Origin of the sequence: Marinobacterium profundum, from assembly GCF_001528745.1 — a bacterium.
Taxonomy (GTDB): domain Bacteria; phylum Pseudomonadota; class Gammaproteobacteria; order Pseudomonadales; family Balneatricaceae; genus Marinobacterium_A; species Marinobacterium_A profundum.
Window position 1 is genome coordinate 35,299 of the sequence record NZ_BCNS01000083.1, and the last position, 26,705, is coordinate 62,003.

Annotated in this window: 22 protein-coding genes; 1 reads left to right on the plus strand and 21 read right to left on the minus strand. The window is 58.8% G+C overall.

What is annotated here, in order from left to right:
• Positions 1-2: 2 nt before the first annotated feature.
• The 21 genes from flhF to MPRO_RS04510 form a co-directional block, all read right to left on the minus strand.
• The gene (gene flhF, locus MPRO_RS04410) at positions 3-1,706 is read right to left on the minus strand and encodes a flagellar biosynthesis GTPase FlhF (RefSeq protein ID WP_067287562.1); all 1,704 of its coding nucleotides are present in this window, start codon (positions 1,704-1,706) and stop codon (positions 3-5) included.
• A 96-nt stretch (positions 1,707-1,802) separates the two neighbouring features.
• On the minus strand, positions 1,803-3,887 hold the full coding sequence (gene flhA / locus MPRO_RS04415) for a flagellar biosynthesis protein FlhA (protein WP_102136262.1): 2,085 nt from the start codon (positions 3,885-3,887) through the stop codon (positions 1,803-1,805).
• A 204-nt stretch (positions 3,888-4,091) separates the two neighbouring features.
• Entirely contained in the window at positions 4,092-5,231 is a 1,140-nt protein-coding gene (gene flhB, locus MPRO_RS04420; RefSeq protein ID WP_067287567.1) for a flagellar biosynthesis protein FlhB, read from the minus strand.
• Positions 5,232-5,300: 69 nt separating this feature from the next.
• Entirely contained in the window at positions 5,301-6,083 is a 783-nt protein-coding gene (gene fliR, locus MPRO_RS04425; protein WP_067287570.1) for a flagellar biosynthetic protein FliR, read from the minus strand.
• A 27-nt stretch (positions 6,084-6,110) separates the two neighbouring features.
• A complete protein-coding gene (gene fliQ / locus MPRO_RS04430) occupies positions 6,111-6,386 on the minus strand; it encodes a flagellar biosynthesis protein FliQ (protein WP_067287573.1) in 276 nt (91 codons plus the stop codon).
• Between the two features lie 57 nt (positions 6,387-6,443).
• The gene (fliP, locus tag MPRO_RS04435; protein ID WP_067288123.1) at positions 6,444-7,193 is read right to left on the minus strand and encodes a flagellar type III secretion system pore protein FliP; all 750 of its coding nucleotides are present in this window, start codon (positions 7,191-7,193) and stop codon (positions 6,444-6,446) included.
• Positions 7,194-7,234: 41 nt separating this feature from the next.
• A complete protein-coding gene (fliO, locus tag MPRO_RS04440; RefSeq protein ID WP_245635026.1) occupies positions 7,235-7,657 on the minus strand; it encodes a flagellar biosynthetic protein FliO in 423 nt (140 codons plus the stop codon).
• Between the two features lie 141 nt (positions 7,658-7,798).
• A complete protein-coding gene (gene fliN / locus MPRO_RS04445; RefSeq protein WP_067287577.1) occupies positions 7,799-8,200 on the minus strand; it encodes a flagellar motor switch protein FliN in 402 nt (133 codons plus the stop codon).
• Between the two features lie 75 nt (positions 8,201-8,275).
• The gene (gene fliM / locus MPRO_RS04450) at positions 8,276-9,256 is read right to left on the minus strand and encodes a flagellar motor switch protein FliM (RefSeq protein WP_067287580.1); all 981 of its coding nucleotides are present in this window, start codon (positions 9,254-9,256) and stop codon (positions 8,276-8,278) included.
• Between the two features lie 17 nt (positions 9,257-9,273).
• On the minus strand, positions 9,274-9,801 hold the full coding sequence (locus MPRO_RS04455) for a flagellar basal body-associated FliL family protein (protein WP_067287583.1): 528 nt from the start codon (positions 9,799-9,801) through the stop codon (positions 9,274-9,276).
• An 80-nt stretch (positions 9,802-9,881) separates the two neighbouring features.
• On the minus strand, positions 9,882-11,576 hold the full coding sequence (locus MPRO_RS04460; RefSeq protein ID WP_158651752.1) for a flagellar hook-length control protein FliK: 1,695 nt from the start codon (positions 11,574-11,576) through the stop codon (positions 9,882-9,884).
• A gap of 138 nt (positions 11,577-11,714) precedes the next feature.
• Positions 11,715-12,158 (minus strand): flagellar export protein FliJ, encoded by a 444-nt coding sequence (fliJ, locus tag MPRO_RS04465; protein ID WP_067287591.1) that lies wholly within the window; start codon positions 12,156-12,158, stop codon positions 11,715-11,717.
• Complete coding sequence (fliI, locus tag MPRO_RS04470) at positions 12,155-13,540, minus strand: flagellar protein export ATPase FliI (protein ID WP_067287594.1); 1,386 nt, start codon at positions 13,538-13,540, stop codon at positions 12,155-12,157. The genes fliJ and fliI overlap by 4 nt, the downstream gene beginning before the upstream one ends.
• 15 nt (positions 13,541-13,555) lie before the next feature.
• Positions 13,556-14,308 carry a flagellar assembly protein FliH gene (locus MPRO_RS04475; RefSeq protein ID WP_067287598.1) on the minus strand — a complete coding sequence of 251 codons (753 nt, stop codon included), beginning with the start codon at positions 14,306-14,308 and terminating at the stop codon, positions 13,556-13,558.
• A 7-nt stretch (positions 14,309-14,315) separates the two neighbouring features.
• Complete coding sequence (gene fliG, locus MPRO_RS04480; protein WP_067287602.1) at positions 14,316-15,332, minus strand: flagellar motor switch protein FliG; 1,017 nt, start codon at positions 15,330-15,332, stop codon at positions 14,316-14,318.
• Positions 15,325-17,007, minus strand: a complete 1,683-nt coding sequence (fliF, locus tag MPRO_RS04485) for a flagellar basal-body MS-ring/collar protein FliF (RefSeq protein ID WP_067287900.1) — start codon at positions 17,005-17,007, stop codon at positions 15,325-15,327. The genes fliG and fliF overlap by 8 nt, the downstream gene beginning before the upstream one ends.
• 37 nt (positions 17,008-17,044) lie before the next feature.
• Entirely contained in the window at positions 17,045-17,392 is a 348-nt protein-coding gene (gene fliE / locus MPRO_RS04490; RefSeq protein WP_067287905.1) for a flagellar hook-basal body complex protein FliE, read from the minus strand.
• A 216-nt stretch (positions 17,393-17,608) separates the two neighbouring features.
• Entirely contained in the window at positions 17,609-18,238 is a 630-nt protein-coding gene (locus MPRO_RS04495; protein ID WP_067287908.1) for a 3'-5' exonuclease, read from the minus strand.
• A complete protein-coding gene (locus tag MPRO_RS04500; protein ID WP_067287910.1) occupies positions 18,238-20,070 on the minus strand; it encodes a DUF294 nucleotidyltransferase-like domain-containing protein in 1,833 nt (610 codons plus the stop codon). The genes MPRO_RS04495 and MPRO_RS04500 overlap by 1 nt, the downstream gene beginning before the upstream one ends.
• A 129-nt stretch (positions 20,071-20,199) precedes the next feature.
• On the minus strand, positions 20,200-21,999 hold the full coding sequence (locus tag MPRO_RS04505; protein WP_067287912.1) for a sodium:solute symporter family protein: 1,800 nt from the start codon (positions 21,997-21,999) through the stop codon (positions 20,200-20,202).
• A 34-nt stretch (positions 22,000-22,033) separates the two neighbouring features.
• Positions 22,034-22,294, minus strand: a complete 261-nt coding sequence (locus MPRO_RS04510) for a DUF4212 domain-containing protein (protein ID WP_067287916.1) — start codon at positions 22,292-22,294, stop codon at positions 22,034-22,036.
• A gap of 282 nt (positions 22,295-22,576) precedes the next feature.
• Between MPRO_RS04510 and MPRO_RS04515 the strand changes: the two genes are divergently transcribed.
• Complete coding sequence (locus MPRO_RS04515) at positions 22,577-26,518, plus strand: hybrid sensor histidine kinase/response regulator (RefSeq protein WP_067287919.1); 3,942 nt, start codon at positions 22,577-22,579, stop codon at positions 26,516-26,518.
• Positions 26,519-26,705 lie beyond the last annotated feature (187 nt).

The following is a 26,705-nucleotide window of genomic DNA, read 5'->3' on the forward strand; positions in this document are numbered from 1 at the left end:
GGTCATCCTGCCCGACCTATAAAACTCAGATCCGGACCTTCGTCCGCCTGCTGTTCACGTTCCTGCGCCTTCTGCGCCGTTACCACCGCACGGCTCACCAGATCATGGCGCCGCGCCACCCCTATATCATCGGGAATTTTCTGACCATCGGTTACATAGGCGATGGGCAGCTGCTTCTCGATCGACAGCGTCAGCGCCTCACCCAGGCTGCCGGACTCATCGAGCTTGCTCAGGACACAGCCACTCAAGCCCAACTTCTGATAAGTATTGTAGGCGCTCTCGATGACCCGCTTCTGGCTCGAACATGACAGTACCAGCAGCTTTTTGAGCCGCAGCGACACACCCTGCAGCAGCTCAATCTGCGCCGCCGTATGGGGCTCATCGGCGCTCATGCCGGCGGTATCGATCAGCACCAGACGCTTGCCCTTGAGCGAGTGCAGCACTTCATCCAGCGAATGAGTTTCATCGACTACCCGCACCGGCACATCAAGAATGCGGCCAAAGGTACGCAGCTGCTCATGGGCCGCAATGCGATAGGTATCCGTAGTTACCAGCGCAAGACTGGCACTGCCGTACTTGAGCACGTAGCGCGCCGCCAGCTTGCCGATGGTAGTGGTCTTGCCCACGCCTGTGGGGCCGACGAAAGCTACCATGCCGCCGCGTTCGATAAATTCTTCACCCACCACCGGAATGGCATCGGACAACCGGGCCAGGCTGCTGCGCCAGGCCTTGTCGATTTCAACATCCTGCTCGATGCTCGCCACCAGATGGCGCACTACCCGTGGCCCTATACCCAGACTGTCGAGCCTGCGACTGAGACGCAGCTGCGCCGGCGCGGGCTGCGGTGACGCTTGTACGGGTGCTGGCTGAACGACGGGTTGCGGAGCCGGTGGCGTTGGCACCTGCGGCTGCGCCCGCAACTGTTGCTGCAGCATGACCTTCAGCTGCTGAATTTCATCCTGCATGTTGAGGATGCGCTCATGATCCTGCGAATTCTGCGTATTTAGCGCGCGCTGAGAATCTTGCGAGCTTTGCGGCTCAGCAAAAGATTCAACGCCAGCACGGGGCGGCGCTACTGCAACCGGAGCCTGGGGCTGAGGCGCCGACTGCGGACGCTGCGGGGCTTCTGACCGCAGGGGCGGCGCTGCCGCAGACTTATACCCTGGCGCAGACTGCGACGAAGCTTCAGCCCTGAAGGTCGGTTCAGGCCGGGATCCTGCAGCAAAGGGGTCGGCATCAAAACCGCTGCTTTCAAACGACGGTGCCACAACCTCGGCGCGGGATTTTTGCCGCTGCTTGAAGGACTCCAGAATACTGCGCAGATCCTCGTCATCATCCTGACCGATCTGGCGATTGCGCATCACGCCCATATCCGGCTCCATCGCAACACCGCTCTGCTGCTGCGCCGAGGCGATACGCGCCTTGACCTTGCGCATCTCGTCTTCCAGCACAGCACTCTGGCGCCCGGCGTTCGAGCGCCCGGCTCCGGTCAGCGTCTGCACCTGCTCGTCACGCCGGCGGCGTTCCGTACTCTGGCGCTTGAACTCGGCCTGGGCCGCCTCGTATTCCTGTTCGTGGGCAGCAACCACTTCAACCCCGCCCGCCACACGGTGATTGGAGACAATGACCGCATCGGGGCCGATCTCTTCCCGTACCCGCCGCATCGCCTGTCGCATGTCAGGGGCAAAAATGCGTTTTACTTTCATAGTCGTCCTCTGAGTAAGGCGTTGCAGGGCCAGCTTCGCGTTCTGCTAGCCTGTCGGGCCTGGCCGGGCTCAAAGCCTGACCACCAACAGGCGGGGTTAGCCACCCTGTCCGCCCACGGTCGCCACTATGGTGACTTTCTTGTTTTCCGGTATCTCCTGATAGGAGAGTACATGAATTCGGTGGTTTCCATAGCGCACGAACTTCGCCATCAGCGGTCGCACCGGCGCCGCCACCAGCAAAACCGACGGCTTACCCGCCATTTCCTGATTCTGCGCTGTGGTGGCCAAAGACTGCTGCAGCCGTTCGGCCATGCCGGGCTCCAATACCAGCCCCTCGCCACTGCTCTGATTCTGCACCGAGTTGAGCAGCATCTGCTCAAGCTTGGGGTCCAGGGTAATCACCGGCACCTCATCGGAATAACCGTTGATTTCCTGCACGATCAGCCGTGACAGCGATATACGTACTGCTGCGGTCAGCGCCATCGGGTCCGCGCTGCGACCCACGGCTTCCGCCAGAGCCTCTGCGATACTGCGAAAATCTTTCAGCGGTACCTGTTCCATCAGCAAGTTCTGCAGCACCTTCAACAGGCCGCTGATCGACAGCTTGGCCGGCACCAGTTCATCCACCAGCTTGGGCGAGTGTTTGCCCAGCATATCCAGCAGGTGCTGCACCTCTTCATGCCCGAGCAGCTCGTGGGCATGGTTCTGCAACAGCTGATTCAGATGCGTGGCCACCACCGTACTGGCATCCACGACCGTATAGCCCAGCGACTGCGCCTGCTCCTTCTGTCCGGTTTCAATCCAGACAGCTTCCAGGCCAAAGGCCGGATCCGTCACCGCCACACCCTTGAGAGTACCAAACACCTGACCCGGATTTATCGCCAGCTCGCGATCGGGATAAACCTCCGCCTCGCCGACAATAACCCCCATCAGCAGAATGCGGTAACCGCCAGGCACCAGATCCAGGTTGTCACGGATGTGCACCGAGGGCACCAGAAAGCCCAGATCCTGCGACAGCTTGCGCCTTATGCCCTTTATACGCCCCAGCAGCTGGCCGCCCTGCAGCTTGTCTACCATGGGAATCAGCCGATACCCCACTTCCAGACCTATCATGTCCACCGGCATGACATCATCCCAGTCGAGCTCTTTCTGTTCATCCACAGGAGTCGCCGTCTGGGTACGTGCCAGTTCCTGCTTGTCGGTCTGTTTTTCCAGCGCCTCCCGCGCCTGGCGACGCAGTATCAGCCAGGCGATACCACCGGCAGCGCCTGCAAGCGTCAAAAAAGCGACATGTGGCATGCCGGGCACAATGCCGATCACACCCAGCAGACAGGCAGCGACAATCAGCGCCCTAGGTGCCGAGAACATCTGCTGCAGGATTTGGTTGCCCATATCCTGGGACGAATTCTGCCGCGTTACCGTAATCGCCGCGGCTGTGGAGAGAAGCAGAGACGGAATCTGCGCCACCAGACCATCACCAATGGTCAGCATGGAGTAATACTGGATCGCCAGATCAAAGCTCAGATCATGCTGCAGCATGCCGATGGACAGCCCGCCCACCAGGTTGATCACCAGGATCAGGATGCCGGCAACCGCATCTCCGCGTACGAACTTGGAAGCACCGTCCATGGAGCCGTAGAAGTCAGCTTCCTCGGTCACTTCGCGCCGGCGCAGCTTGGCTTCTTCCTGGGTAATCAGGCCCGAGTTGAGATCCGCATCCACCGCCATCTGCTTGCCTGGCATGGCGTCCAGCGTAAAGCGAGCGCTCACTTCCGAAATACGCCCTGCACCCTTGGTCACTACAACAAAGTTGATAATCACCAGGATCAGAAACACCACTATGCCGACCACATAGTTGCCGCCGATCACTACCTGACCAAAGGCCTCTATCACCTTGCCGGCGGCATCTCCGCCCTCATGACCATAGAGCAGCACTACCCGGGTGGAGGCCACATTCAGTGCCAGTCGCAGCAGCGTTGCCACCAGCAGGATGGTTGGAAACACGGTAAATTCCAGCGGCCGCAGAGCGTAGACACAGACCAGCAGCACCACCAGTGACAGTGCTATGTTGAACGTAAAAAAAACGTCCAGCAGAAATGGCGGTACCGGCAGTGTAACCATGCCGATGACCACCAGCAGTAACAGCGGAACCCCCAGGTTGCCCTGACCGAGGCTGCGCATGCCGTTACTTAAGAACGTTCGATCCAATCGGCTACCCGTCAATATTCAGTCACACACTGCCGCAACCCGGCTTTATGTCGCTGTATTCAGACCCAATGGAAACAAAACTCAAAATATTGACGCCTGTATTTCCAACCGCATTAAGTAATGCAATAAACTAGCCAATTAACTGACAACTCGGGCGATTCCTCTGAACCCACTCGATTAATTGTCAAAGCGCAGGTCATCCGGAATCTCCAGGTCATCATCCCGCACCTGAGTGGGCGCCACCGACTCACGCTTGCGGTAACTGCGCAGCTGATACACATAAGCCAATATCTGGGCCACAGCCTTGAACAGACCGGCGGGAATTTCCTGATCCAGCTCCGCGTGCTGATACAGGGCTCGGGCCAGTGGTGGCGCCGACAGCATGGGCACCTCGTGCTCCACCGCCAGCTCACGAATCCTCAGTGCGACAAAATCAGCGCCCTTGGCCAATACCACTGGTGCCCGGCCGGACTCGGGATCATATTTCAGCGCCACCGCATAATGGGTCGGGTTGGTAATGACGACATCGGCTTCGGGTATCTTGCCCATCATCTGACGCTGGGAAATTTCGCGCTGCAACTGGCGAATGCGCCCTTTCACCTCGGGCTTGCCTTCGGTGCTCTTCATCTCGTCCTTGACTTCCTGCAGCGTCATTTTCATTTTCGTGCTGTAGTCGTGCAGCTGAAAGGGCACATCCAGCAGTGAGATCAGGATCAGACTGGCGCTGATCAGCAGAAAGGTCCAGATAACGATGTCTACCGCTTCACTGATGGCCGGCACCACATCCTGCGCCCCCAGCCCCATCAGCCTCGGCTGCATGACCTTGAGCACCAAAATCGCGATGGACGCCACCAGCAGGAACTTGGCCAGCGCCTTGACCAGCTCCACCAGTGCCTTGAGAGAAAACATGCGCTTGAGACCGGAAAGCGGATTGATCCGACTCGCCTTGGGCTGCACCGATTCGCCACTGAAATTCCAGCCACCCAGCGCGATAGGGCCGACAATTGCCGCCAGCAACACCAGCGCGAAGAAGCCGGACAGCGACAGCAGCGCTTCAAACATCGAGCGCGCCAGATAGGCCACCATCATTGAGGAGTCGAACAGGGCTTCACGCTCCAGCGACAGATTGCTCGCCATCATGCCCCGCATGCGACCAGCCACCAGATCACCAAATATCAGCGCACTGGCTGCCGCCGACAGCAAGAGCACAGTGGCACCCAGCTCCTTTGATCGGGGTACGTCTCCCTTCTCCCGCGCCTCTCTTATTCGCTTGGGTGTGGGGTCTTCGGTTTTCTCCTGACCGGTTTCTTCAGCCATCGATCAAAGCCTTCGCTGGTCGATTCAACATGCCCGACATTTTCTGCGTAGAGCGCACTTGAGCCATGTTCAGCCACCACCCAGGAAGGTTGTACTGATAAGCTCCAGTGCATACTCGGCGATACGCTGATACTGCCCCAAAAAACCGCCCAGACTGACCCAGGCAATAAGCAGACCCATCAGCATGGTAAAAGGGAAGCCGATGGCAAAAATATTCAGCTGCGGCGCGGCCTTGGTAATAATGCCAAAGGAAAAGTTGATGATCAGCAAGGCGGTGACCGGTGGCAGCGCCATCATCAGGGCGGCGGCGAACATCCAGCCGCCGGTGCGTACGATTTCGGAAAAAATCTCAGGACTCAGGCCCGACAGACCCACAGGGATACGCTCGAAGCTGCGCGCCAGCACATCAATCATCACCAGATGGCCGTTCATGGCCAAAAACAGCAACATCACCAACTGCAGGTAAAACTGGCTCAGTACCACAACCGACACGCCGTTGACCGGGTCAGACACAGACGCAAAGCCCAGGCCCATCTGGGTCGAAATCAGCTGCCCACCCACGACAAACACCTGCAGCATCAGCTGCACCATAAACCCCATGGCAGCGCCGATAAGAATCTGCTGTGCGATCACCAGGTAGCTTTCAACAGAAAAGGCTGCAAAGGACGGCATGGGCGGCAGCACCGGCAGCAGCAGTACTGTCACCCCGAGCGCCAGCCCCAGGCGAATGCGCGGCGGCACCAGGCCACTGCCGATCATGGGAATGGCCATAAAGAATGCGGCAATGCGAAACAGAGGCCAGAGGAAATCCGCCACCATTTGTTCGATTTGCAGTAAGCCGATATCGAACATCAGCGCGCTCCCGGGCCCGGCATTGCGTTATCCGACCTGGATCATCTGGGGAATGGCATCGAAAATAAAGCGAAAGTGATCCAGCAGACGGGTCACGATCCAGGGACCGGCCCACATCACCATGCCGAGGGTAATAATCAGGCGCGGCAGGAAGCTCAGCGTCTGTTCGTTGATCTGGGTCGCGGCCTGAAACATGGACACAATCAGGCCCACCATCAGGCTCGGCAGAATAATGACGCACACCAGCAACACCACCAGCCAGAGCGCCTCGCCGAAGAGATCGAGCATCAGTTGCGGTGCCATGACATCCTCCTGTTTGTGTCTTTAACGGCGGCTAAAAGGTAATCGCGCAGAGCGTCATCAGAGCCCAAAGCTGACCGCGAGCGTTCCCACCACCATAACCCAGCCATCCACCAGCACAAACAGCATGATCTTGAACGGCAGCGAAATAATAACGGGCGACAACATCATCATACCCATGGCCATAAGCACACTGGCCACCACCAGATCGATCACCAGAAAGGGAATAAACAGCATAAAGCCGATCTGGAAGGCGGTTTTGAGTTCACTGGTCACGAAGGCCGGCACCAGCACGGTAAAGGGTATCTCCTCAACCGAGCTCACCCTTGGTGTTTTCGATAACCGCATAAAGAGTTCAAGGTCACTTTCGCGTGTCTGCATGGTCATGAAGTCGCGAAACGGCGCCGCCGCTGCCTGTACAGCTTCCAGTGGTGCAAGCTCCCCTTTCATATAAGGCTGCACGGCGGCGGTGTTAACCCGCTCGATCACCGGCGTCATGATAAACAGAGTCAGGAAGAGCGCCAGCCCCATCAGCACCTGGTTCGATGGCGTCTGCTGCAACCCCAGCGCCTGACGCAAAATGGCGAATACGACTATGATGCGGGTAAAAGCGGTCATCATCATGATCAGTGCTGGCAGGAAGGTCAGCATGGTCATGAGCGCGAGAATCTGAATCGTCACGCTGTAGCTGGTACTGCCGTCATCCGCGGTAATGATGTTAACCGCGGGTATGCCTATATCTTCAGCGCCTGCGGGCAATGCCAGCAACGCTAACAACGGCAACAGCAGCAGTGGCCAAAACCGTGCCATCCGGGTGCCAAGCGGCATCGAAATCCAGGCCATTCGCAAGGTCATAGTCGCTCCTTGCGTTCCAGCACTTCTCGCAGCTTGGCGCCGAATCCGGCACCGGGGTCGCTGTCCACCACGGGCTCATCGAAGCGCTCCAGCAAACTAACCCGCCCCGGCGCGACGCCCAGCAGCAGCTGTCGACCACCCACCTCGACCAGTACGGCCTTTTCCCGGGTTCCCAGCGACAGGGCGGCGACAATTTTCAAATGATGTCCCTGGGCCCCAAGGCCGGTAAAGCGCTTAACCAGCCAGAGCACCAGCAGTATCGCCATAATGACAATCACCAGCCCCATTAGCAGCTGGCCGAGCATGGCGAAGGACACCGGATCCTGCATCGCCGGACGCACAGTGGAGCCAGGCGCCAGACTCAGGGCCGTGCCAACCACGGGCTCTGCCTGCAACTGAGTCTGGGCTTGCGATACCACCTCAGAAACCGCACCTGAGACTGCTCCTGAAACAGCGCCCGCGACAGTGCCTGAAGCCGTCGCCGTAGAAGCAACGACCTGGGCCTGTGCAGCGGGTGCCACCAGTGAGAAAAACTGGATTACAAAGAGACGCCGCATTCTTCAGCGCAGCTTCTTGATGCGTTCTTGCGGGCTGATCACGTCCGTCAGGCGAATGCCGTAACGCTCGTTCACGACCACCACTTCGCCATGGGCGATAAGGGTGCCATTCACCTTGACGTCCAGCGGCTCGCCGGCCATGCGACCGAGTTCGATCACCGAGCCCTGACTCAGTTGCAGCAGATTGCGAATAGCAATCTCGGTGTTACCCACTTCCATCGACAGGGTCACCGGGATATCCAGAATCACATCCAGCTTGGGGTCGCCAACAGGAGTGGACTCGTCTTTCAGCTCATCAAGCTCGACCGCCCGCGCGCCAGCACCCCCGGCCTGCTCATCCATGGCGGCGGACCACTCGTCGCCTTTGCCCTGCGGGTCGGAACCCGCGTCTTTTGCATCACTCATCTGTGCAGATACTCCAAAGCTCGCCGGCGGCGGCCTGTCAGCCTGTGGATAAGCCCCGCCCTGTGTTGGGGAGGTTTAGTCCGTTGCCTTGACTTGATCAATGATTTTTACCGCAAGGTTCGATCGAGACACCCCCAGGCGGCAACTAAAGGTAGGGACCCCTGCAGCCCGCAGGATCAGCTCCTGCGGAATATCCACCGGGATGACATCGCCAACTTCCAGCGCCATAACATCGCGCAGGGTCATGTCCCGCTCGGCCAGCTGCAAGCTCAAATCCACATCGGCCGACATGATGTCACGGCGCAGAGCCTGCATCCAGCGCTCGTCACCCTCACGCTCGGCGGGCTGAAAGCTCGATACCAGCAGATCCCGGATCGGTTCCAGCATCGAATAGGGCATGGTGACCTGCAGCTCACCGCTGCCGCCCTCCAGATCCACCTGAAAGGTGCTGACGACCACGACTTCAGTGGGACTGACCACATTCGCCATCGCCGGGTTCATTTCGTGGCCTATATGCTCGAAGCGCAAAGCCATCAGAGGACGCCAGGATTCTTCCAGGTCGGCAAACAACTGGCCTAGCACCTTGCGCACCAGCCGGGTTTCGGTCGGAGTAAAGTCTCGCCCCTCGATCTTGGCCTGACGGCCATCACCACCGAAGAAGTTATCAACCAGCTTGAACACCAGCTTGGCATCCAGGATAAACAGCGCCGTGCCCTTGAGCGGCAGGGCTTTCACCAGATTCATGCTGGTGGGCAGGTAGAGCGTATGTACATAGTCGCCGTACTTCATCACCTGTACAGCACCCACAGTTACATCAACGGTACGGCGCAGCAGGTTGAACAGTGTCAGGCGGGTATGGCGGGCAAAACGTTCGTTAATCAGCTCCAGCGCTGGCATGCGCCCGCGCACGATCCGCTCCTGGCTCGCCAGGTCGTATGACTTTACACCACCGGATTCGAGCTCCTCAGCGTCATCGCCGGTACCGATGTCACCATCGTCCACGCCGTGAAGCAGAGCATCAATCTCATCCTGTGACAGCAGATCTTTAACCGACATGCGTGTCGCCTATTCCATTACTGCATGACAAAATTGGTAAACAGCAGCGCTTCCACACCGGGACGCCCTGCCTTCTCCTGCACAATCCCCTGCAACAGTTCCAGCGCCTCGGAGCGCAACTGGATCTTGCCCTCGATAGTCTGCAACTGTTCGAATTTCTGGGACGTGAAGAGCGCGTTCAGCCGAGCCACGATCAGCGGCATGTGCAGGTTCAGTACATCCACGACCTCCTGCTCACGACTCTTGGCTTCGATATAGGTCTGCAGAAAGTGCCGCTTGCCATCATCCGAGGCCAGGGTAACCACAAACATTGGCCGACCTTCGAGCGTGCGTATTTTGGTATAAAGCGCCTTGGCCTTGACTACAGGCGCCGCCGCATCGCTCACAGCCGGGCCCGCGCTATCGCTGCCGGACAACATGAAGAAAGCCGCGACACCGCCGCCGCCGACCAGCAACGCCAGCAAGACGACCGCCACCATCATCAGGCGACCGGACTTTGCCGACTTGCCCGCTGCCATATCTTCCACTGCCTTATCCTGTGCCATTTGTCTCTCCAACTGCCCGGACGCATAATATAACACACTGATTTTAAGGCTCTATCAAAGACTCAGCGCCGCTTTACAGCTTAGGCATAATCATCCACCAGCGAGCGACTCAAGCTCACCACGGGCGCCACAGTCGCAGCCGGATCCTCATCCTGCTCCGCCACCAACCCGGCACCGCTGCCGGCATCAGGTCTCGAGCGCTCGCGACGCTCTGAATCATCAGCCACCGAGCTGTTTTCAAGATTGAGCCCCTGCTCCGCCAGCATTTCGCGCAGACGCGGCATCTGCTGTTCAAGCGCATCTCTCACCTGGGCGTGGGGCGAGGTAAAGCTAAGACTCGCCTGATCCTGATTCAGTTGCAGGCGTACATGCAGAGTCCCCAGTTCCGGCGGATCCAGCCGAATTTCGGCTACCTGCAGACTGCCCGCCGTCATCAGCAACACTCGCTCCGAAATGGCCTGACCCCAGGCGGCATTCCCCTGTGACAGCCCCGGCGAAAGCCCGGGTGGCATGCTTTGTAACTGTGCCGGGAGCGGATTCAGCGACTGCGCCGCCCGAGGCCCCTCAGCACCGGTTCGCAGCAACCCTGCCTGCTGGATACTGTCATCCGCCTGCGCATCGGCGCCGGCGTCAGTAACGCCCGCAAGTCGAGCTATCGCATCCGCCGCGCTTAAGCGCACAGACGCCTGCGCTGCGCCCAGATCTGCGCTCTGCAGCGGCGAAAGGCTCACTGGAGAGGCCGGGGTAGCCGGTACAGGTGCAAGCTCAGCGCCAGGCAGGCGCGCCGCAACACTCGCCGGTTCAGCAGCCATAGCGGTACCCGCCGTTAGAGTGCCAAGTCCTTGTTCAGAGGGCTGAGATTGCTGCGCCTGCAGGGCCCGCAGTACCGCTGGCGGTAGCACCTGGCCGACATCGCGCTGAATCGCGCTCATCAGGGTCTGAATATCCGCAGGCGGTGTTAAATCCATAGCCGCGACATTCGAGGCAGCAGCGCCGGCAATGTTCACAGCATGAGTGCCTGTAGCCGATACGGGTGTCGCCGCAGCAATATCAGCATCGAGCGTATCGGTGGCTATATCTGCGCTCTCAGCCGGTGCAGCAAATTGCGACAGCATCCCAGCCTGAGTCGAGCTTCCATCCTGTACCACAAAGGGCGCCACGACCCCAGACGGCGGCAGCAACGACGCAGGTGCTTGATCCACCTCCGGATCCGTAATCTGACCTGCCGACTCTAAAGCCGACGGCAACGCCGTATCGGAAGGTACCTGCGGGATAGAGCGCTCAGACTCAGGCGGCATCGCTTTCAGATCCTCGTCCGCTTCGCTCAGTGCGTCTGCACGCACAACCCTCGCGGGCACGCCACTGACAACCGCAGTCCCCTCGGCGGCATGGGCCTGGGCCTGCAGCGATCCGGGTGTAAAGCCCTGTTCCCGGCGGATCTGTGCAGAGGTTCTGGCATCGACCTCGGCATTCACCTCAAGGCCCGCCTCAACATTCCTCGCAGCCGCCGCGCCTGCAACAGTGGCGGCATCCGCAATGGTATCGGTACTGGCTCGGTTATCGTCGGCGCCTGGCAGGCTCTTGCCGCCAGCTTTCTCAGCTGACCCTGCTGTCTGGGCCTGCGGCAATTTTTCGCCGCCAGCACGCTCTGCGGTCAGCACACTGGAAAAAACCGCAGACCCGGCAGCTAAGGGCGCAGAGCCATTGCTCACGGCGGGCGCAGCGGGCCTGGACAACACAGCAACAGAGGAGACAGGCAATAAAGGGGCAAGCATGGCAGCTCCAAAATGATAGCAACTGCGGGAGTATATGCAGATTGCAGGCCAACCAGCCGTAAAATTTTGTCGCCCCTGACCGCCAGCCATAGCAGGGCGATCAAACGGGCGCCCCCGCGCACCACCCAAACAGCCTATTCAGATAAAGGGCGTGCGCACTCGCTGCGAGCGATCATCGAGCTCTTTTTGCAGCTGCTTCTCAGCCTCGACGCGCTCCTGGGTCAGGGCACGCTCGGTCAGGTTTTTCATGGCACACTGGTGGCCATAGGCCTGGCGCCAGTACTGTTCGACCTGCTCCAGCTGCTCGGCGTTGGTTTTCATGGTCTCGCGGTGTTGACGAATGCTGGCTTCGATTTTCTCAACGAAAGCCCGCGCCATCAGCATCTGAGCCACGGCAATACCCGCCTGCCCCTGCTGCTGGAGTTGCTGCTGGTATTCAGTCAGATATTGCTCAAGCTGGCGCAGCGTCACCTCACCCTGATTCACCCGCGCCCGACTGTCGGCCATAAACTGATCGGCCTGGCGTTTCTTGCGTTCAGCCAGATCCTGCAGCAGGGCCATGCGCTGGGAACGTTTTTTCATCGCCGTACTCCGGCTACAGGCGTAACGCCGGCGGGGTTACCCATGGTCGGCTTGGGCGGTGGCGACAGCACCATGGACAGTTCCTGGATGCACTGCGCCATGGGTTTCGCCTCAGTCAGACTTTGCTGCAGAAAACTGCGCAGCACCGGCATGCGCTCTATGGCAAAGTCAGTATCCGCATCACTGCCCTTGCTGTAGGCGCCCACGGTAATCAGGTCTTCGTTCTGCTGGTAGCGCGACATCAGCTGCTTGAAACGCATGGCCAACGCCAGGTGACCCTCGCCCACAATCGAGGGCATTGCCCGGCTGATGGAGGCTTCGACATCAATAGCGGGATAGTGGCCCTGCTCGGCCAGGCGTCGCGACAGCACTACATGACCATCCAGAATGGCCCGGGCAGCGTCCGCCACCGGATCCTGCTGATCGTCACCTTCGGTCAGCACCGTATAAAAAGCCGTTATGGAACCGCCTCCGGTGGCGCCATTGCCCGCCCGTTCAACCAGACGCGGCAGCTTGGCAAACACCGACGGCGGATAGCCCTTGGTGGCCGGCGGCTCGCCCACCGCCAGGGCGATTTCGCGCTGGGCCTGGGCATAACGCGTGAGGGAGTCCATCAGCAGCAGTACATTGCGCCCCTGGGCGCGAAAGTATTCAGCAATGCGGGTCGCCAGCTGCGCCGCCCGCAGCCGCATCAGGGGCGAGTCATCAGCGGGGGATGCCACCACCACAGAGCGCGCCAGGCCGGCGGCACCCAGGTTGTGCTCGATAAATTCTTTCACTTCGCGGCCACGCTCACCGATCAGACCCACGACAATAATGTCGGCTTCGGTGTAACGGGTCATCATGCCCAACAACACCGACTTGCCCACACCGCTGCCGGCAAACAGGCCCAGGCGCTGACCTCGCCCCACGGTCAGCAGCGAATTGATGGCGCGAATACCAACATCCAGTGTCTGTTCGATGGGATGACGGTTCAGTGGGTTGATGATCTCACCGCCCAGGGATACCCGCTCGACCGCCTCAATCGGGCCCTTGCCATCCAGCGGCTTGCCGACGCCATTGAGTACCCGACCCAGCAGCCCGGGCCCCACATCCACCTGGCCTGCGCCGCTCAGTGGCGTGATGCGCGCACCCGGCTGCAGGCCGTCGATGCTGTCCAGCGGCATCAGATAAATACGGTCTCCGGAGAACCCCACCACCTCGGCCTCAACCCGCAGGCCGGGACGTACCTGGATTTCGCAGTTGTCACCTATGGCGACCTGCAGCCCCACGGCCTCAAGCGTCAGACCAATCAGACGGGTAATACGACCTTCCACCAGCGGGCGCACAGTGCTGTACTCTATATCCAGATGGCGTTGCATGCGCTGCAGCAGACGGGACATGGCGTCAATTTTCCGTCATTTAGCGCCGCCACCCGGGCCAGACTCAGCCAGACGCGACAGCAATTGATCGGCAGCCTGGCGAAAACGGCTCTCTACGCGGCTATCCACCTGGCAGTTGGCGGTCTTGATGACACAGCCACCAGGACTGATGGCGGCATCCGGCACCAGTTCACAATGATCCCGTGCCTGGGCCAGCGGCTGCAACAGCACTTCATCTTCCGGGCTCACATGGATACGCACGGCACCGCCTTCGCTGGGCAGCTGCGCCAGCGCGTCCTGTACCGCCTGCAGAATCAGCGCCGGCTGGCTACTGAGTTCATGCCCGGTCACTGCCTGGGCCAGAGAGGTCACCAGGCTCAGCAGGCATTGTTCCAGCTGCTCGCCTTGCTGGGCCAGCGGCGCTTCGAGTTCGCCCAGCAATTGCGACAAGCGGGCAAGGGAGCGATCAATCTCGACCTTGCCCTGCGCCAAGCCTTCGGCGTGGCCCTTTAAGCGCCCTTCGGCAAGCCCCTTGGCGAGCCCTTCGCGGTAGCCTTCGTCCAGCCCTTCCTGGCGCGCTTCATCGGTAATGCGCTCCAGCTCCGCCAGCGTCATCTTGGCGCCACCAAATAGCTGTTCCTCGGGCTCCAGCTGCTCCTCTACCGCCGACTCCTGTCGCTGTACCAGCGCGACCAGATGCTCACCCTGCACCCTGGGCAACTGCCAGGGCAGCACCAGGCCCACATCGGCGGCGGGAATACGTGTCGGTTTTTTGTCAGCTGGACTCATAATGACCTCAGATCAGTTCCTCGCCGCCGCCGGCGAGCATGATCTCGCCCTCATCGGCCAGGCGACGTGCCACTGTGAGGATTTCCTTCTGCGCCGTTTCCACTTCGCTAACCCGTACCGGCCCCTTGGCCTCCAGATCGTCACGCAACAGCTCGGCGGCACGCTTGGACATGTTCTTGAAGATTTTTTCCTGCAACGCCGTATCGGCGCCCTTGAGGGCAATAACCAGCAGATCGGTGGAGACTTCGCGCAACAGTACCTGCACACCCTTGTCGTCCAGATCCAGCAGATTATCAAACACAAACATCAGATCGGCGATCTGCGATGCCAGACCTTCATCCGCCTCGCGAATGCCATCCATCACCTCGGCCTCCACGCTGCTGTCGATGAAGTTCATGATGCTGGCCGTGGCCTTGATACCGCCGAGCGTGGAGGTCTGACTGCTGGAGCCGCGGCCGGTAAACTGCGCCTCGAACATATCGTTCAGTTCCTGCAGCGCCTGGGGCTGTATTTGATCCAGCGCCGAGACGCGCATCAGAATATCGAGCCGCACCCGGTCGTCAAAATAGGTCAGCACGTGGGCCGCCTGATCGGGATCGAGGTAAGCGATCACTACCGCCTGAATCTGCGGATGCTCGAAACGAATAACTTCGGCAATCTGACGTGCTTCCATCCAGCGCAACGTATCGAGTCCCGATGTATTGGTGCTCATCAGGATCCGATCAATCAGGGTCTTGGCCTTTTCCTCACCCAGCGCCTGATTCAGCATGGCGCGAATATAGCGGTCATTGTTGATACCAATGCCGGTCTGATCGCTGACCACATGCATGAAATCCGACACCACCGCCTCAACCCGTGACTGTGGCACGTTATTCAGGCGTGTCATGGCATAGCCAATGCGCTGTACTTCCTTGGGGCCCAGATGCTTGAGCACCTCAGCCGCATCCGCCTCACCCAGACTGATCAGCAGTATTGCTGCCTTTTCAATATCATCCAGGTCGCCGTTCCCGGCCTCATCACTCATGTTCCGCTACCCATTGCCGTACCGCCTGCGCCACCCGGGCAGGATCCTCGGCCACCATACTACGAATGGTATTGATCTGATATTCGAAGCTCTCATTGGGTGTCGGCAAAAAGTTCTCGTCCGAGCTGCCAAATGTCACCCGATCATCCGCCACACCGGAACTTTCGAGCCCTTCAAGTTCGGCGGTCACACCGCCACTGCTACCCAGACGCGGCTTGCCGTCGTCCGATGCGGGCACCGCCAGATTCTTCAGTATCGGGCGCAACACGCCGAACACCAGCAAGAGTACAAAGAGCGCGGCCATCACCTGTTTGACGATATCCCACAGCCAGTCCTGCTGCCACAAAGGGGTATCCGCCGCTTCCACAAAGGGCTCGGTGGCGGCAAAGGCCGAGTTGATAACATTTACGCTGTCACCACGCTGGGGCGAAAAGCCCACGGCATCCTGCACCAGAATGCGCAGCCGTTCGAGTTCATTCTGGGTCCAGGGCTGGCGTTGCCCAGCACCCTCTTCCGAGCGTGCTGAGGGTATATCATCCACTACCACGGCCACGGTCAGGCGGCGCACACGGCCCATCTGCTGGCGCGTGTAACTGATGGAGCGATCCAGTTCATAGTTGCGTACCGCTTGCTGTCGGCTGCTGCCAGACATCCCACCGCCAGCAATTGCGCCCGCCTCACCGTTGGCCACTTCAGGCACAGTACTGGGCCCAGGCGGCTGATTCGACAGCGCACCCGGCACGCCACCGGCAGCCTGGCCAGCGGCACGATTTTCCTCGACGGTCTGTTCGCTGCGCAGCGATGGCAGATCCGGATTAAACAGCTCGCTAGTCTGCTCCACCGCATTAAAATCGATATCCGCCGACACTTCGGCACGGTAGTTTCCCAACCCAACCACCGGCTGCAGGATACTGTTAACGCGATTAAGCAGGGTTTCCTCGATCTTGTGGGTGTAGTCCAGCTGCTTGCCGGCCAGCACTACATCTTCGTCCACATCGCGGTTATTGAGCAGCCGTCCTTTCTGATCCACCACCGTCACGTCGCGCACATCCAGCTCCGGCACCGATGAGGCCACCAGACTGGCAATGGCGGCCACCTGATTGGGCTCGATCCGCCGACCGGCGAAGAGCTCAACGAACACCGACGCGCTGGGCTTGCGCTCATCGCGAATAAACACGGTACTTTTGGGAATGGCCAGATGTACCCTGGCGCTGCGAATGGCCACCAGGCTGGCAATGGTTCGCGACAGCTCGCCTTCCAGGCCCCGGCGGTAGCGGGCGTTTTCCATAAACTGGCTGGTGCCCAGGGTCTGTTCCTGATCCAGCAGCTCAAAACCCACACTCTTGTCTGCGGTAAAGCCCTCTGCGGCCAGTTTCAGGCGTGCCTGATGCACATGTTCCTGCGGCACCAGTATGGCGCGACCGTCGGCATCGAACTTGTAAGGAGTGTTGTACAGGCGCAGCTGCTCGATCACCTGATTGGCGTCGGCAAAGGAAAGGTTGGAAAAGAGCACCCGGTAATCGGGCTGTTGCGACCAGAGCACCACGGCAAAACCAATCGCAACGCTGGCAGCCAGGCCCACCATCAGGCCGATCTGCCGCAGTATGCTGAGACTGCTGAAGCCGGCCATCAGACCACGCTTGCTGCCTTCGAGTTGCGCCGGGGTATTATCCATTCAAGTGAAGCCGCCCTGATTCCTGTTGGATCCCGTATTACATCGGCATCTTCATAATATCTTCATAGGCTGTAACCAGCCGGTTACGCACCTGAGTCATGGCCTCGAACGAAACCGACGCCTTTTCCATACTGATCATGACCTGGGGAAGATCCACCGCAGGGTCGCCCTGCTCATAGGAAACCGCCAATTTTTTGGCATCTCCCTGCAGATTATTCACCTTGTCGACTGCATTCTTCAGCAGCTCACCGAAACCAGTACGATCCACGCCTTCCGGACCCTGCTGTACACCCGGTGCCTGAATCGGCGAGACACCTTGCTGTGCCTGGGCCTGCATTGCTCGCATCTGCATCAGTACGCTATTGATATCGGCGCGTTCAACCATTGCTCTGTCCCCCGACCAACCTGGCAGCATTTTGACATTATATGTCGCTTTTACACGTCAGCAAGCTAGCCAACGCCATCATACGACAAAATGCTGTCACCAGAACGTCAATAAGTTAGTTATCTGCAGGGAATAAAGCAAATACCACGCCAAAAGCCTGATTTAAAATTGACGGCACGCTACAAACCCGCCGAGGCAACGCAGTACCGGCGGGTTTCAGTGACTGGCGCTGGGAGCTTCGCCGTGTTTGAGGCGCACATACATCAGCGCCACTGTGATGGCATCACCGAGGGCGGTATGGCGTTCAATGATAGGAACATCCAGCTTTGCCGCCAGAGTATCGAAACGCAGATCCACGGTGCCACCGATGGATTTCCACTTGATAATGTCATGGTAAACATGGGACAGCTCAATGGTCTTGTTGGGCAGGCCAAAGCCATAACGCGGACGCAGGTACTTGTCGAGCATGCTCACATCGAAACTGACGTAGTAGCCAAGAATGGGTCTGTTACCAACAAACTCCAGCACCAGCCGCAGCGCTTCGTCTAATTCAATGCCATCCGCCAGATCCGCCGCGCGCAACTTGTGTATCTTGATTGAATCAGCACCCAGGCTCGCCGGGGGCTTGAGGCGGATATCAAGCCGCTCGCTGGTCAGCACCCGGGTGCCACGTATCCGCACCGCGGCGATCGAGAGAATCTCCGCTTCGGCCACATTGAGACTGGTAGTTTCGCAGTCCAGCGACACCACCTCATCCCCCTGATAGGGCTCGAACAGAGCACCGTGAATGCCACTGCGATGTTCGAGCCGGTCCTTGAGTCGGCGCAGGGTTCTTGGAATGTACATCAGCCCTCCAGGCGATAACGCAATGCCAGATGTTTCTTGAAGCCTTTGACGATATGCAGCGCATCGCGCAGCAGATCCCGTTCCATCTTGTTCAGCAGCGGGATTTCAATCAGGTTGGGCGTTGGATCCTGACCATCATCACTGGCCTCGAGCCTGCGCATCTGCTGACGCAGGCGCAACTGCACAAAGAGCGCCAGCGCTTCGGCCAGATCCGCACCCTGCTCGGCCTGCAACTGACCCAGCTCCACCAGTGCATCTATGCGGGAAAAGGTATTAGTCGCCAGCACCCGATACTCCAGCGCCATGGCGCGTATACCGTGCACTACAGGGAAAATACCGCCCTTCTTGATATCCAGCTGAGCCTTGTCCCGCAAGCTGCCAAAAAACGTCAGCGGTGTGTCGAATTCCAGCGCCGCACGGGTGAAGTGAGAAAAGAATAGATCGTTATTGCGCAGATGACGCAAAAACCAGTTACGCCCGGCCTTGAATAACGCAGGGTTACCCGCCACGGGCTTGGCATCCACGGCGATAGCCAGATTCATTACGGCATCACCTTCGCAGGACTGCGCCCAGTCGCTCAGGTTTTGGGTCCAGTCCCCCAGCGAATTGACCCATGCAGGGTTGGATACCATGATATTGCCGGGGCACGGCGGAAAGCCGAACTCTATCAGCCGTGCGCTGAAGCGCTGCAGCGTCTGCTGCATGCCGGGCCAGCTCAGGCCATCTCGGTAAATAAGGGCGTTGTCCTGGTCGGTCTTGAGAATCTGTTCGCCCCGCCCCTCGGACCCCATCACCACCAGACACACATGGGGCTGCATGTCCGCCGGAATCATCAGGTCAAACAGCTTGGCCATGATACGACCGTTCATGGCCGCCAGCAGATCCATGGTGAAGCGTACCTTGACGCCGTGGGATACCAGCGACTTGATCAGGTTGTTCAGGCGCTGCGCCGCATCCTGCAACTCCTCTTCACTCTGGGCGCGTTCGATGCGAAGACCTATCACATGGGAGTGGCTGGAAAAGTAGCTCAGAATATCGGTCAGCGCGACTATGCCCACCAGCGTCTGCTGGCGCATGACCACCAGGCGCTCGATATGCTGCTGGGTCATTAGCACCAGCGCATTGAACAGGTAGTCATCGGGGCTTACCGTCACCAGCCGGAAGCTGGCGATCTGCACCAGGTCAGCCGATTGCTCCAGCTTGCCTATGACCAGCGCTTCCAGCAGGTCCGTCTTGGTGATCATGCCGTAGCGATTCCCCTTTCGCACCAGCACGCAATCCGCCTTGTGGTTACGCATCAGCACTGTAGCCTCGCTGATGCTGGTACCTTCGTCGACGATCAGCGGTTCCTGCACCAGGCCGCTGCTGACCTTGGCCAGCATAAACTCGGCCATGTCCTGATCCTGATCCTGCTGCGCCACTATCTCGGACTTGACCGCCAGATTCTGGGCGAAATAGTCCGCAAACAGCGAGTTGCTTGACACCAGTTCCAGCAGCACCCGCGTAGGCAGTATATGGCAGATGGTTTCCTCTACCGCGACGAAGTTGTGAATCGCACGGCCACGGATGGCCGACCAGCCGCCAAAGTAGTCATCCGCCTGATAGTGCACGAACACCTGCCCGGGCACGTCGCTACCGTCGGCACGGCACTCTTCGCTTTCGCCGACACAACCCTTGAGGATGACATAGACCCCTTCGGACTCACCGCCAGCCACGACTATGGTTTCGCCCTGCTGGTAGTAGGCGATATCCAGACTCTGTTGCAGCAGCGCCTGCTCGCCCTCAGTGAGCAAACTGAAGGGCAGATTGCTGATATTGAATGTCGAGGACATACAAACTCCTTGTCTGACATTGCCAGGCAACCTGTCGGCTGCTCATGACAACCCCCTGAAAGCAAAAAGGCACACCTGCATAAGCCGGTGTGCCTTTGTCCCTACTGACTAACAGTAAAGCTCAGATGGTTAGTGCGCGTGCGCTTCACCCGCTCCGCGTGGGATACGGATGTTCTCGACAATCGCCTGGATTTCAGCCGAAGGCGCGGGCGTCATCGACGACACCAGGAACGCAGAGGCAAAATTCAGGATCATGCCGACAGTACCAAAGCCTTCGGGCGAAATTCCGAAGAAGTAGTCATCCGGGCTGCCACCCATGAACTTGAAGTAGATGATGTAGCCCATGGTCGATACCAGACCCACCAGCATCCCGGTCACAGCACCCTCGGTATTCATGCGCTTGCTGAAGATACCCATCAGCAACACCGGGAACACCGACGCACAGGCCAGACCGAAGGCCAGTGCCACCACCTGAGCCACAAATCCCGGCGGATTTATCCCGAAGTAGCCTGCGATACAGATGGCCACCACAGCGGCAAGTCGGGCGTACATCAGCTCCTGCTTGTCGGTTATGTTGGGATTAATGGTTTTCTTCATCATGTCATGCGCTATGGCCGTCGATATGACCAACAGCAGACCTGCCGCCGTCGAAAGCGCCGCAGCCACTGCACCGGCTGCTACCAGCGCTATGACCCAGGCCGGCAGATTGGCAATCTCGGGGTTCGCCAGCACCATGATGTCGCGATCGACATAGACTTCGTTGGCAAAAGGCGCACCATTGACTGCCGCAGGCTCCATTTTCGGGTTGCTGACCAGGCGCTGACCAAACTCACCGGCACCTTCTGTGAAGTCGGGCTTGCTGCCTTCAAAGGCATCACCGGCCGCATACTGCACCTTGCCATCACCATTATGGTCGTACCAGCCGATCAGACCCGATGTTTCCCAGTTCTTGAACCAGCTCGGCATTTCGGCATAAGCGGTACCCGCCTTGTCGTCACCATTAATGGTATTGATCAGGTTCACGCGGCCAAAGCCCGCCACGCCCGGAATAGAGGTGTACAGAATGGCGATAAAGATCAGTGCCCAACCGGCAGAGGTACGGGCATCCTTGACGCGTGGCACAGTAAAGAAGCGCACAATAACGTGGGGCAGACCGGCGGTACCCGCCATCAGCGCCACGGTAAAGAACACCATATCAATGGTCGACTTGCTGCCATCGGTATAAGCCTTGAAGCCGAGCTCCACCGACAGCGAATCCAGGGTTGCCAGCACCGACTGACCCGAACCCAGAGTTGCTCCCAGACCAATCTGGGGCAGGAAATGACCGGTAATCTGTGCCGACAGGAAGAACGCAGGCACCGTAAACGCCAGGATCAGCACGCAGTACTGCGCCACCTGGGTGTAGGTAATACCTTTCATGCCACCCAGCACGGCATAGAAGAACACGATGGCCATGCCCAGGAGTACGCCGGTATTAACATCAACATGCAGGTAACGGGAGAACACTATGCCCACACCACGCATCTGCCCCGCCACATAGGTGAAGGAAATAACGATGGTGCAAAGCACGGCAATCATGCGCGCAGTATTGCTGTAATAGCGATCACCGACGAAATCCGGCACGGTAAATTTGCCAAACTTGCGCAGGTAGGGCGCCAGCAGCATTGCCAGCATCACGTAACCGCCGGTCCAGCCCATCAGATAGGCAGAACCATCACGACCGACGAAGGAAATGATCCCGGCCAGAGAAATAAAGGATGCTGCAGACATCCAGTCCGCCGCCGTAGCCATACCGTTGGCAATCGGGTGAACACCACCGCCTGCCACGTAAAACTCTTTGGTTGATCCGGCCCTGGCCCATATCGCAATACCGATATAGAGCGCAAAGGAGCCCCCGATAAAAAGGTATGTGAGTAAATCGAGACTCATAATAATGCCGCCCTTCTAGTGTCTTTTATCGTTGTTATTCGTGAACGTCATATTTTTCGTCAAGCTTGTTGGTACTGAACACATAGGCCCAGATCAAGATGACGAAAATGAAGATAGAGCCTTGCTGCGCAAACCAGAACCCCAGCGGAAAGCCGAAGAATTGAATTGCATCAAGTTGCTCAACAAACAGAATGCCGCAGCCGTAGGACACCACGAACCAGATCGCGAGATAGGTCCAGATGATGCGCAGGTTAGCGCGCCAGTAGGCAAGGGCTTTTTCAGGACTTAGGGACATAGCACCATTCCTTTATTGTTGTTAGCAGGATTAATTAAAATCAGGACAGCTTCAATCTAGCAGAGCACTGCTGATTAAATAGCCCCGACTTTAGTCCAACCCTGTGTATAGCAGACCACTGAAGAGTATCCACACTTGCTCACAGGCCCCGTCATACGGGCATTTTTCACGATAACCGCATTAGCAAACACAGCCCGTGGCAACACGTTATACAATAGTCGTACGGCAAAGTTCTGCAAATAAGCAGAGACTGTAAAGATCAACGCGGAGACAGCGGCGCCTATGTTTTCCGGCTGGACCATAATACTGATTTCACTGGCTTATGTAGGCCTGCTTTTTGCCATTGCCTATTATGGCGACAGCACCCGCAAGGGGCGCTCCTACGCTGCCAATCCGGTTATCTACTCGCTGTCCCTGGCGGTGTATTGCTCATCCTGGACCTTTTACGGTGCCGTGGGCCGGGCCGCGTCCAGTGGCTGGGAATTTCTGGCCACGTACCTGGGCCCCTTTCTGGTATTCATTTTTGGCTGGCGTGTGCTGGAAAAAATGATTCTGGTGAGCAAAGAGCAAAATATCACCTCCATCGCCGATTTTGTCTCGTCCCGCTACGGCAAGAGTCAGAGCCTCGCGGTGATGGTCACGGTGATCGCGGTACTGGGCACCATTCCCTATATAGCGCTGCAGCTGAAAGCCGTGGCCATCAGCTACGATGCGCTGGCACCCGCGGCCAGCGATGCCCTGAGCAAGGGCAACGATACCGCCCTGTTCGTGGCCCTGCTGATGGCAGTATTCGCCATACTGTTCGGTACCCGCCATATAGACGCGACCGAGCACCACGAGGGCATGGTGCTGGCCGTGGCGTTCGAATCCATCGTCAAACTCACCGCCTTTATTGCCGTCGGCCTCTTTGTCACCTTTAATGTCTTTGAAGGTCTGGACGACATGCTGTTCAACCTGGCCAACCAGCTGAGTTACAACGAAAATTTTGGCAGCCTTCTGAAGGACAGCTTCCTCACCGAGACCCTGCTGGCCTGCGGCGCGGTCCTCTGCCTGCCACGCCAGTTCCACGTCACCATTGTCGAAAACACCGATGTCGCCAATCTGCGCACCGCCCGCTGGCTGTTCCCGCTTTACCTGGTGGCGCTGGCCGCCTTTGTGCTCCCGATTTCGGTCGCGGGCTACATGGTGTTTGGCAATCAGAACGTCGATACCGACATTTTTGTACTGATGCTGCCCCTGGCCGCCGATTACAAGGCACTGGCGACCCTGGCCTTTATCGGTGGCCTCTCGGCCTCCACCAGCATGGTGATTGTGGCCAGCGTGACCCTGGCCACCATGGTGTGCAACGACATCGTCATGCCCTTGCTGCTGCGCACACCGCGCCTCAAGCTGGCGGAAAACAACGATCTTGGAGGCCTGCTGCTGCAGGTGCGCCGCATCACCATTGTCAGCCTGCTGCTGCTGGCCTACTTCTACTACCGCATTCTGGGAGATCGCGGCTCCCTCGCCTCCTTCGGCCTGCTGGCGTTTGTCGCTGCCATTCAGTTTCTGCCCGCCATTCTGGGCGGCCTCTATTGGAAGCGCGGCGCCCGTTACGGCGCTCTGGCGGGGCTGGCGGGCGGTTTCTGCCTCTGGGTTTATACCCTGGTGATTCCCACCCTGATCGACGCCAGACTGATTTCGGACGCCCTGCTACCAGCAAGTGCCGCCGCCGGTGGCTGGCTCTCCCCCACCGATCTTTTGGGCCTGCGCAGCTGGACAGGGCTGGACCCGCTCAGCCACGGCGTGATCTGGAGCCTGGCCGTCAACCTCGGGCTCTATGTGCTGATGTCACACTACAGCGGCTCGCGCCTGGTGGATCGCATCCAGGCCAGCGCCTTTGTTGATGTCTACAGCAAAGAGCTGCAGGATCCGTCACGCCATTACAGCCAGGTCACGGTTGGCGATCTGCAGACCCTGGCCGAACGCTTTCTGGGGAGCCATCGCGTGCAGCAGGCCTTTGCCGGTTTTGCGACCCAGCAGGGCGAAAAACCGCCGCTCTCAGGTGACAAGGCAACGGCGGAACTGATCCGCTTTACCGAACGCCTTCTGGCGGGCGTCATCGGGGCATCTTCGGCCCGTATCGTGCTGGCCTCGGTGCTGCGCGGCAAGGAAATGCAGATTGGCGATGTCGTCACCATCGTCGATGAGGCCTCCAAGGCGCTGCGCTTCAACCGCTCACTGCTGCAATCCACCATAGAGCACGTCACCCAGGGCATCAGCGTGGTGGATCAGCAGCTGCGTTTGGTCGCCTGGAATCGGCGCTACCTGGAAATGTTCAAGTACCCCGAAGGCCTTATCTGTGTCGGTCGCCCGATCGAGGAGATATTCCGTTACAACGCCCAGCAGGGCGAATACGGTGACGGTGATATCGAAGCTCTGGTAACACAACGCATGGGCAGCCAGGTAAGCCATGATCCCCACCTGTACGAACGCCATCGCCCCGATGGCACTGTACTCGAGATCCTCGGCAACCCCATGCCCAACGGCGGCTTTGTCACCACCTACGCCGACATCACCAATCACAAACGCACCGAAGCTGCGCTGCGTGAAAGCGAGCAGAATGTGCGCACCTATACCGACAATGTGCCCATCCTGATCGCCTTTCTGGATCCGCAGCGACGCTTTCTGTTCGTCAACAAGGCCTACGCCGACGCCTTTGGCATAGACCGGCACCACGTGCAGGGACTCGCCTACGAAACGGTCCTCAGCAAGGCCCAGGTCAGTTATCGCAATCTGTATATAGAGCAGGTTCTGCGCGGCCAGCGGGTGCGCTTCGAGTCTGTAATGCCGAGCCAGATTCCCACCGACTCGCCGCGTTACGCCGAAGTCACCTATATCCCCCACTTCGACGAGCAGCACCAAGTGGTGGGCTACTTCACGCTCTATCAGGACATCACCGAAAGGCGCACCGCAGAACTCGCGCTCAAGGAAACCAATGAAACCCTGGAAGAGCGCGTGCGCGAGCGTACCCAGGCGCTGTCAACGGTCAACCGCGAGCTGCGCAAGGAAAACACCATTCGCGCCCTGATAGAGGACGAACTGCGCCAGGCCAAGGCCGAGGCGGAAGCTGCAAACCTGGGCAAAACCCGCTTCCTGGCTGCCGCCAGCCATGATCTGCTGCAACCGCTCAATGCCGCGCGCCTGTTCACCTCCGCCCTGGCACAGCAAAGCCACGATCAGAGCACCCATCAACTGGTGGAAAACCTGGATTCATCCCTCAAGGCGGCGGAAGAGCTGATCACCACCCTGCTGGACATTTCCAAGCTGGACGCCGGCGCTCTGGTCGCCAATGTGACTGATTTTTCCATCAGCACCATGCTTACCAACCTCAGTACCGAGTTCAGCCTTTTGGCGGTAGAGAAACAGCTGCAACTGCGCTGGTGCAACTCGAAGCAGGTGATTGCCTCCGACCAGGCGCTGCTGCGCCGCATTCTGCAGAATTTCATCTCCAACGCCATCCGCTACACCCAGCACGGCAAGGTATTGCTGGGCTGCCGGCGCCGCGGCGACAGACTGCGTATCGAGGTGTGGGATACCGGGGTCGGCATAGCTCCGGACAAGCTGGATGAGGTGTTCGAGGAATTCAGGCGCATCGACAACCCGCGCCACAGTCAGGTGAAGGGGCTAGGCCTGGGCCTTGCCATCACCGAGCGAATCGCCCGCATTCTTGGCCATCGAATCGAGGTACGTTCGTGGCCCGGCAAAGGTACGGCCTTCAGCATTGAAGTGCCCTTTGGCGACCCCAGCAAGGCCGTGCGGCAGAAAACCGAGCAGCGCGGCTGGATTCGCAGCAAGGGCCTCATTGGCGTGAAGGTGCTGGTGATCGACAACGAACCCAAGATCCTCGAGGGCATGCGGGCGCTGCTTAATGGCTGGTCCTGCGAGGCCATCACGGCGCTGTCGGTGGATGAAGTACGGCAACAGCTGGACGGCACCGGCTTTGAGCCCGATATTATTCTGGCCGACTTTCACCTGGGGGAAACCTATACCGGACTCATGGCGCTTGAAGCCATGCAGGCTTTCTGGCCAAAACCCATACCTGCGGTGATCATCACCGCCGATCGCACAGACCGGGTCAGCGATGAAATTGCCACCAGGGGTGTGCATTTGCTGAACAAGCCGGTAAAGCCCGCGGCACTGCGCGCCATGATCAACAAGCTGATTGCCAGCGACAAGGGTTAGGGGCGAGGGGCGAGGCGCGAGGGGAAAGAGGCTAGGGGCTAGGGGCAAAGACAGAAAGAGAAAAAGAGCGCGTAGACTGGAATAAGTTTGCGAATTCCGGGAACGGAGCTCAAAGCGAGTTTCGAGATAGTCACCAATCACCAATGACTAATTACCAGTCTTCGTGATTCGTGATTAGAGCTTTCAG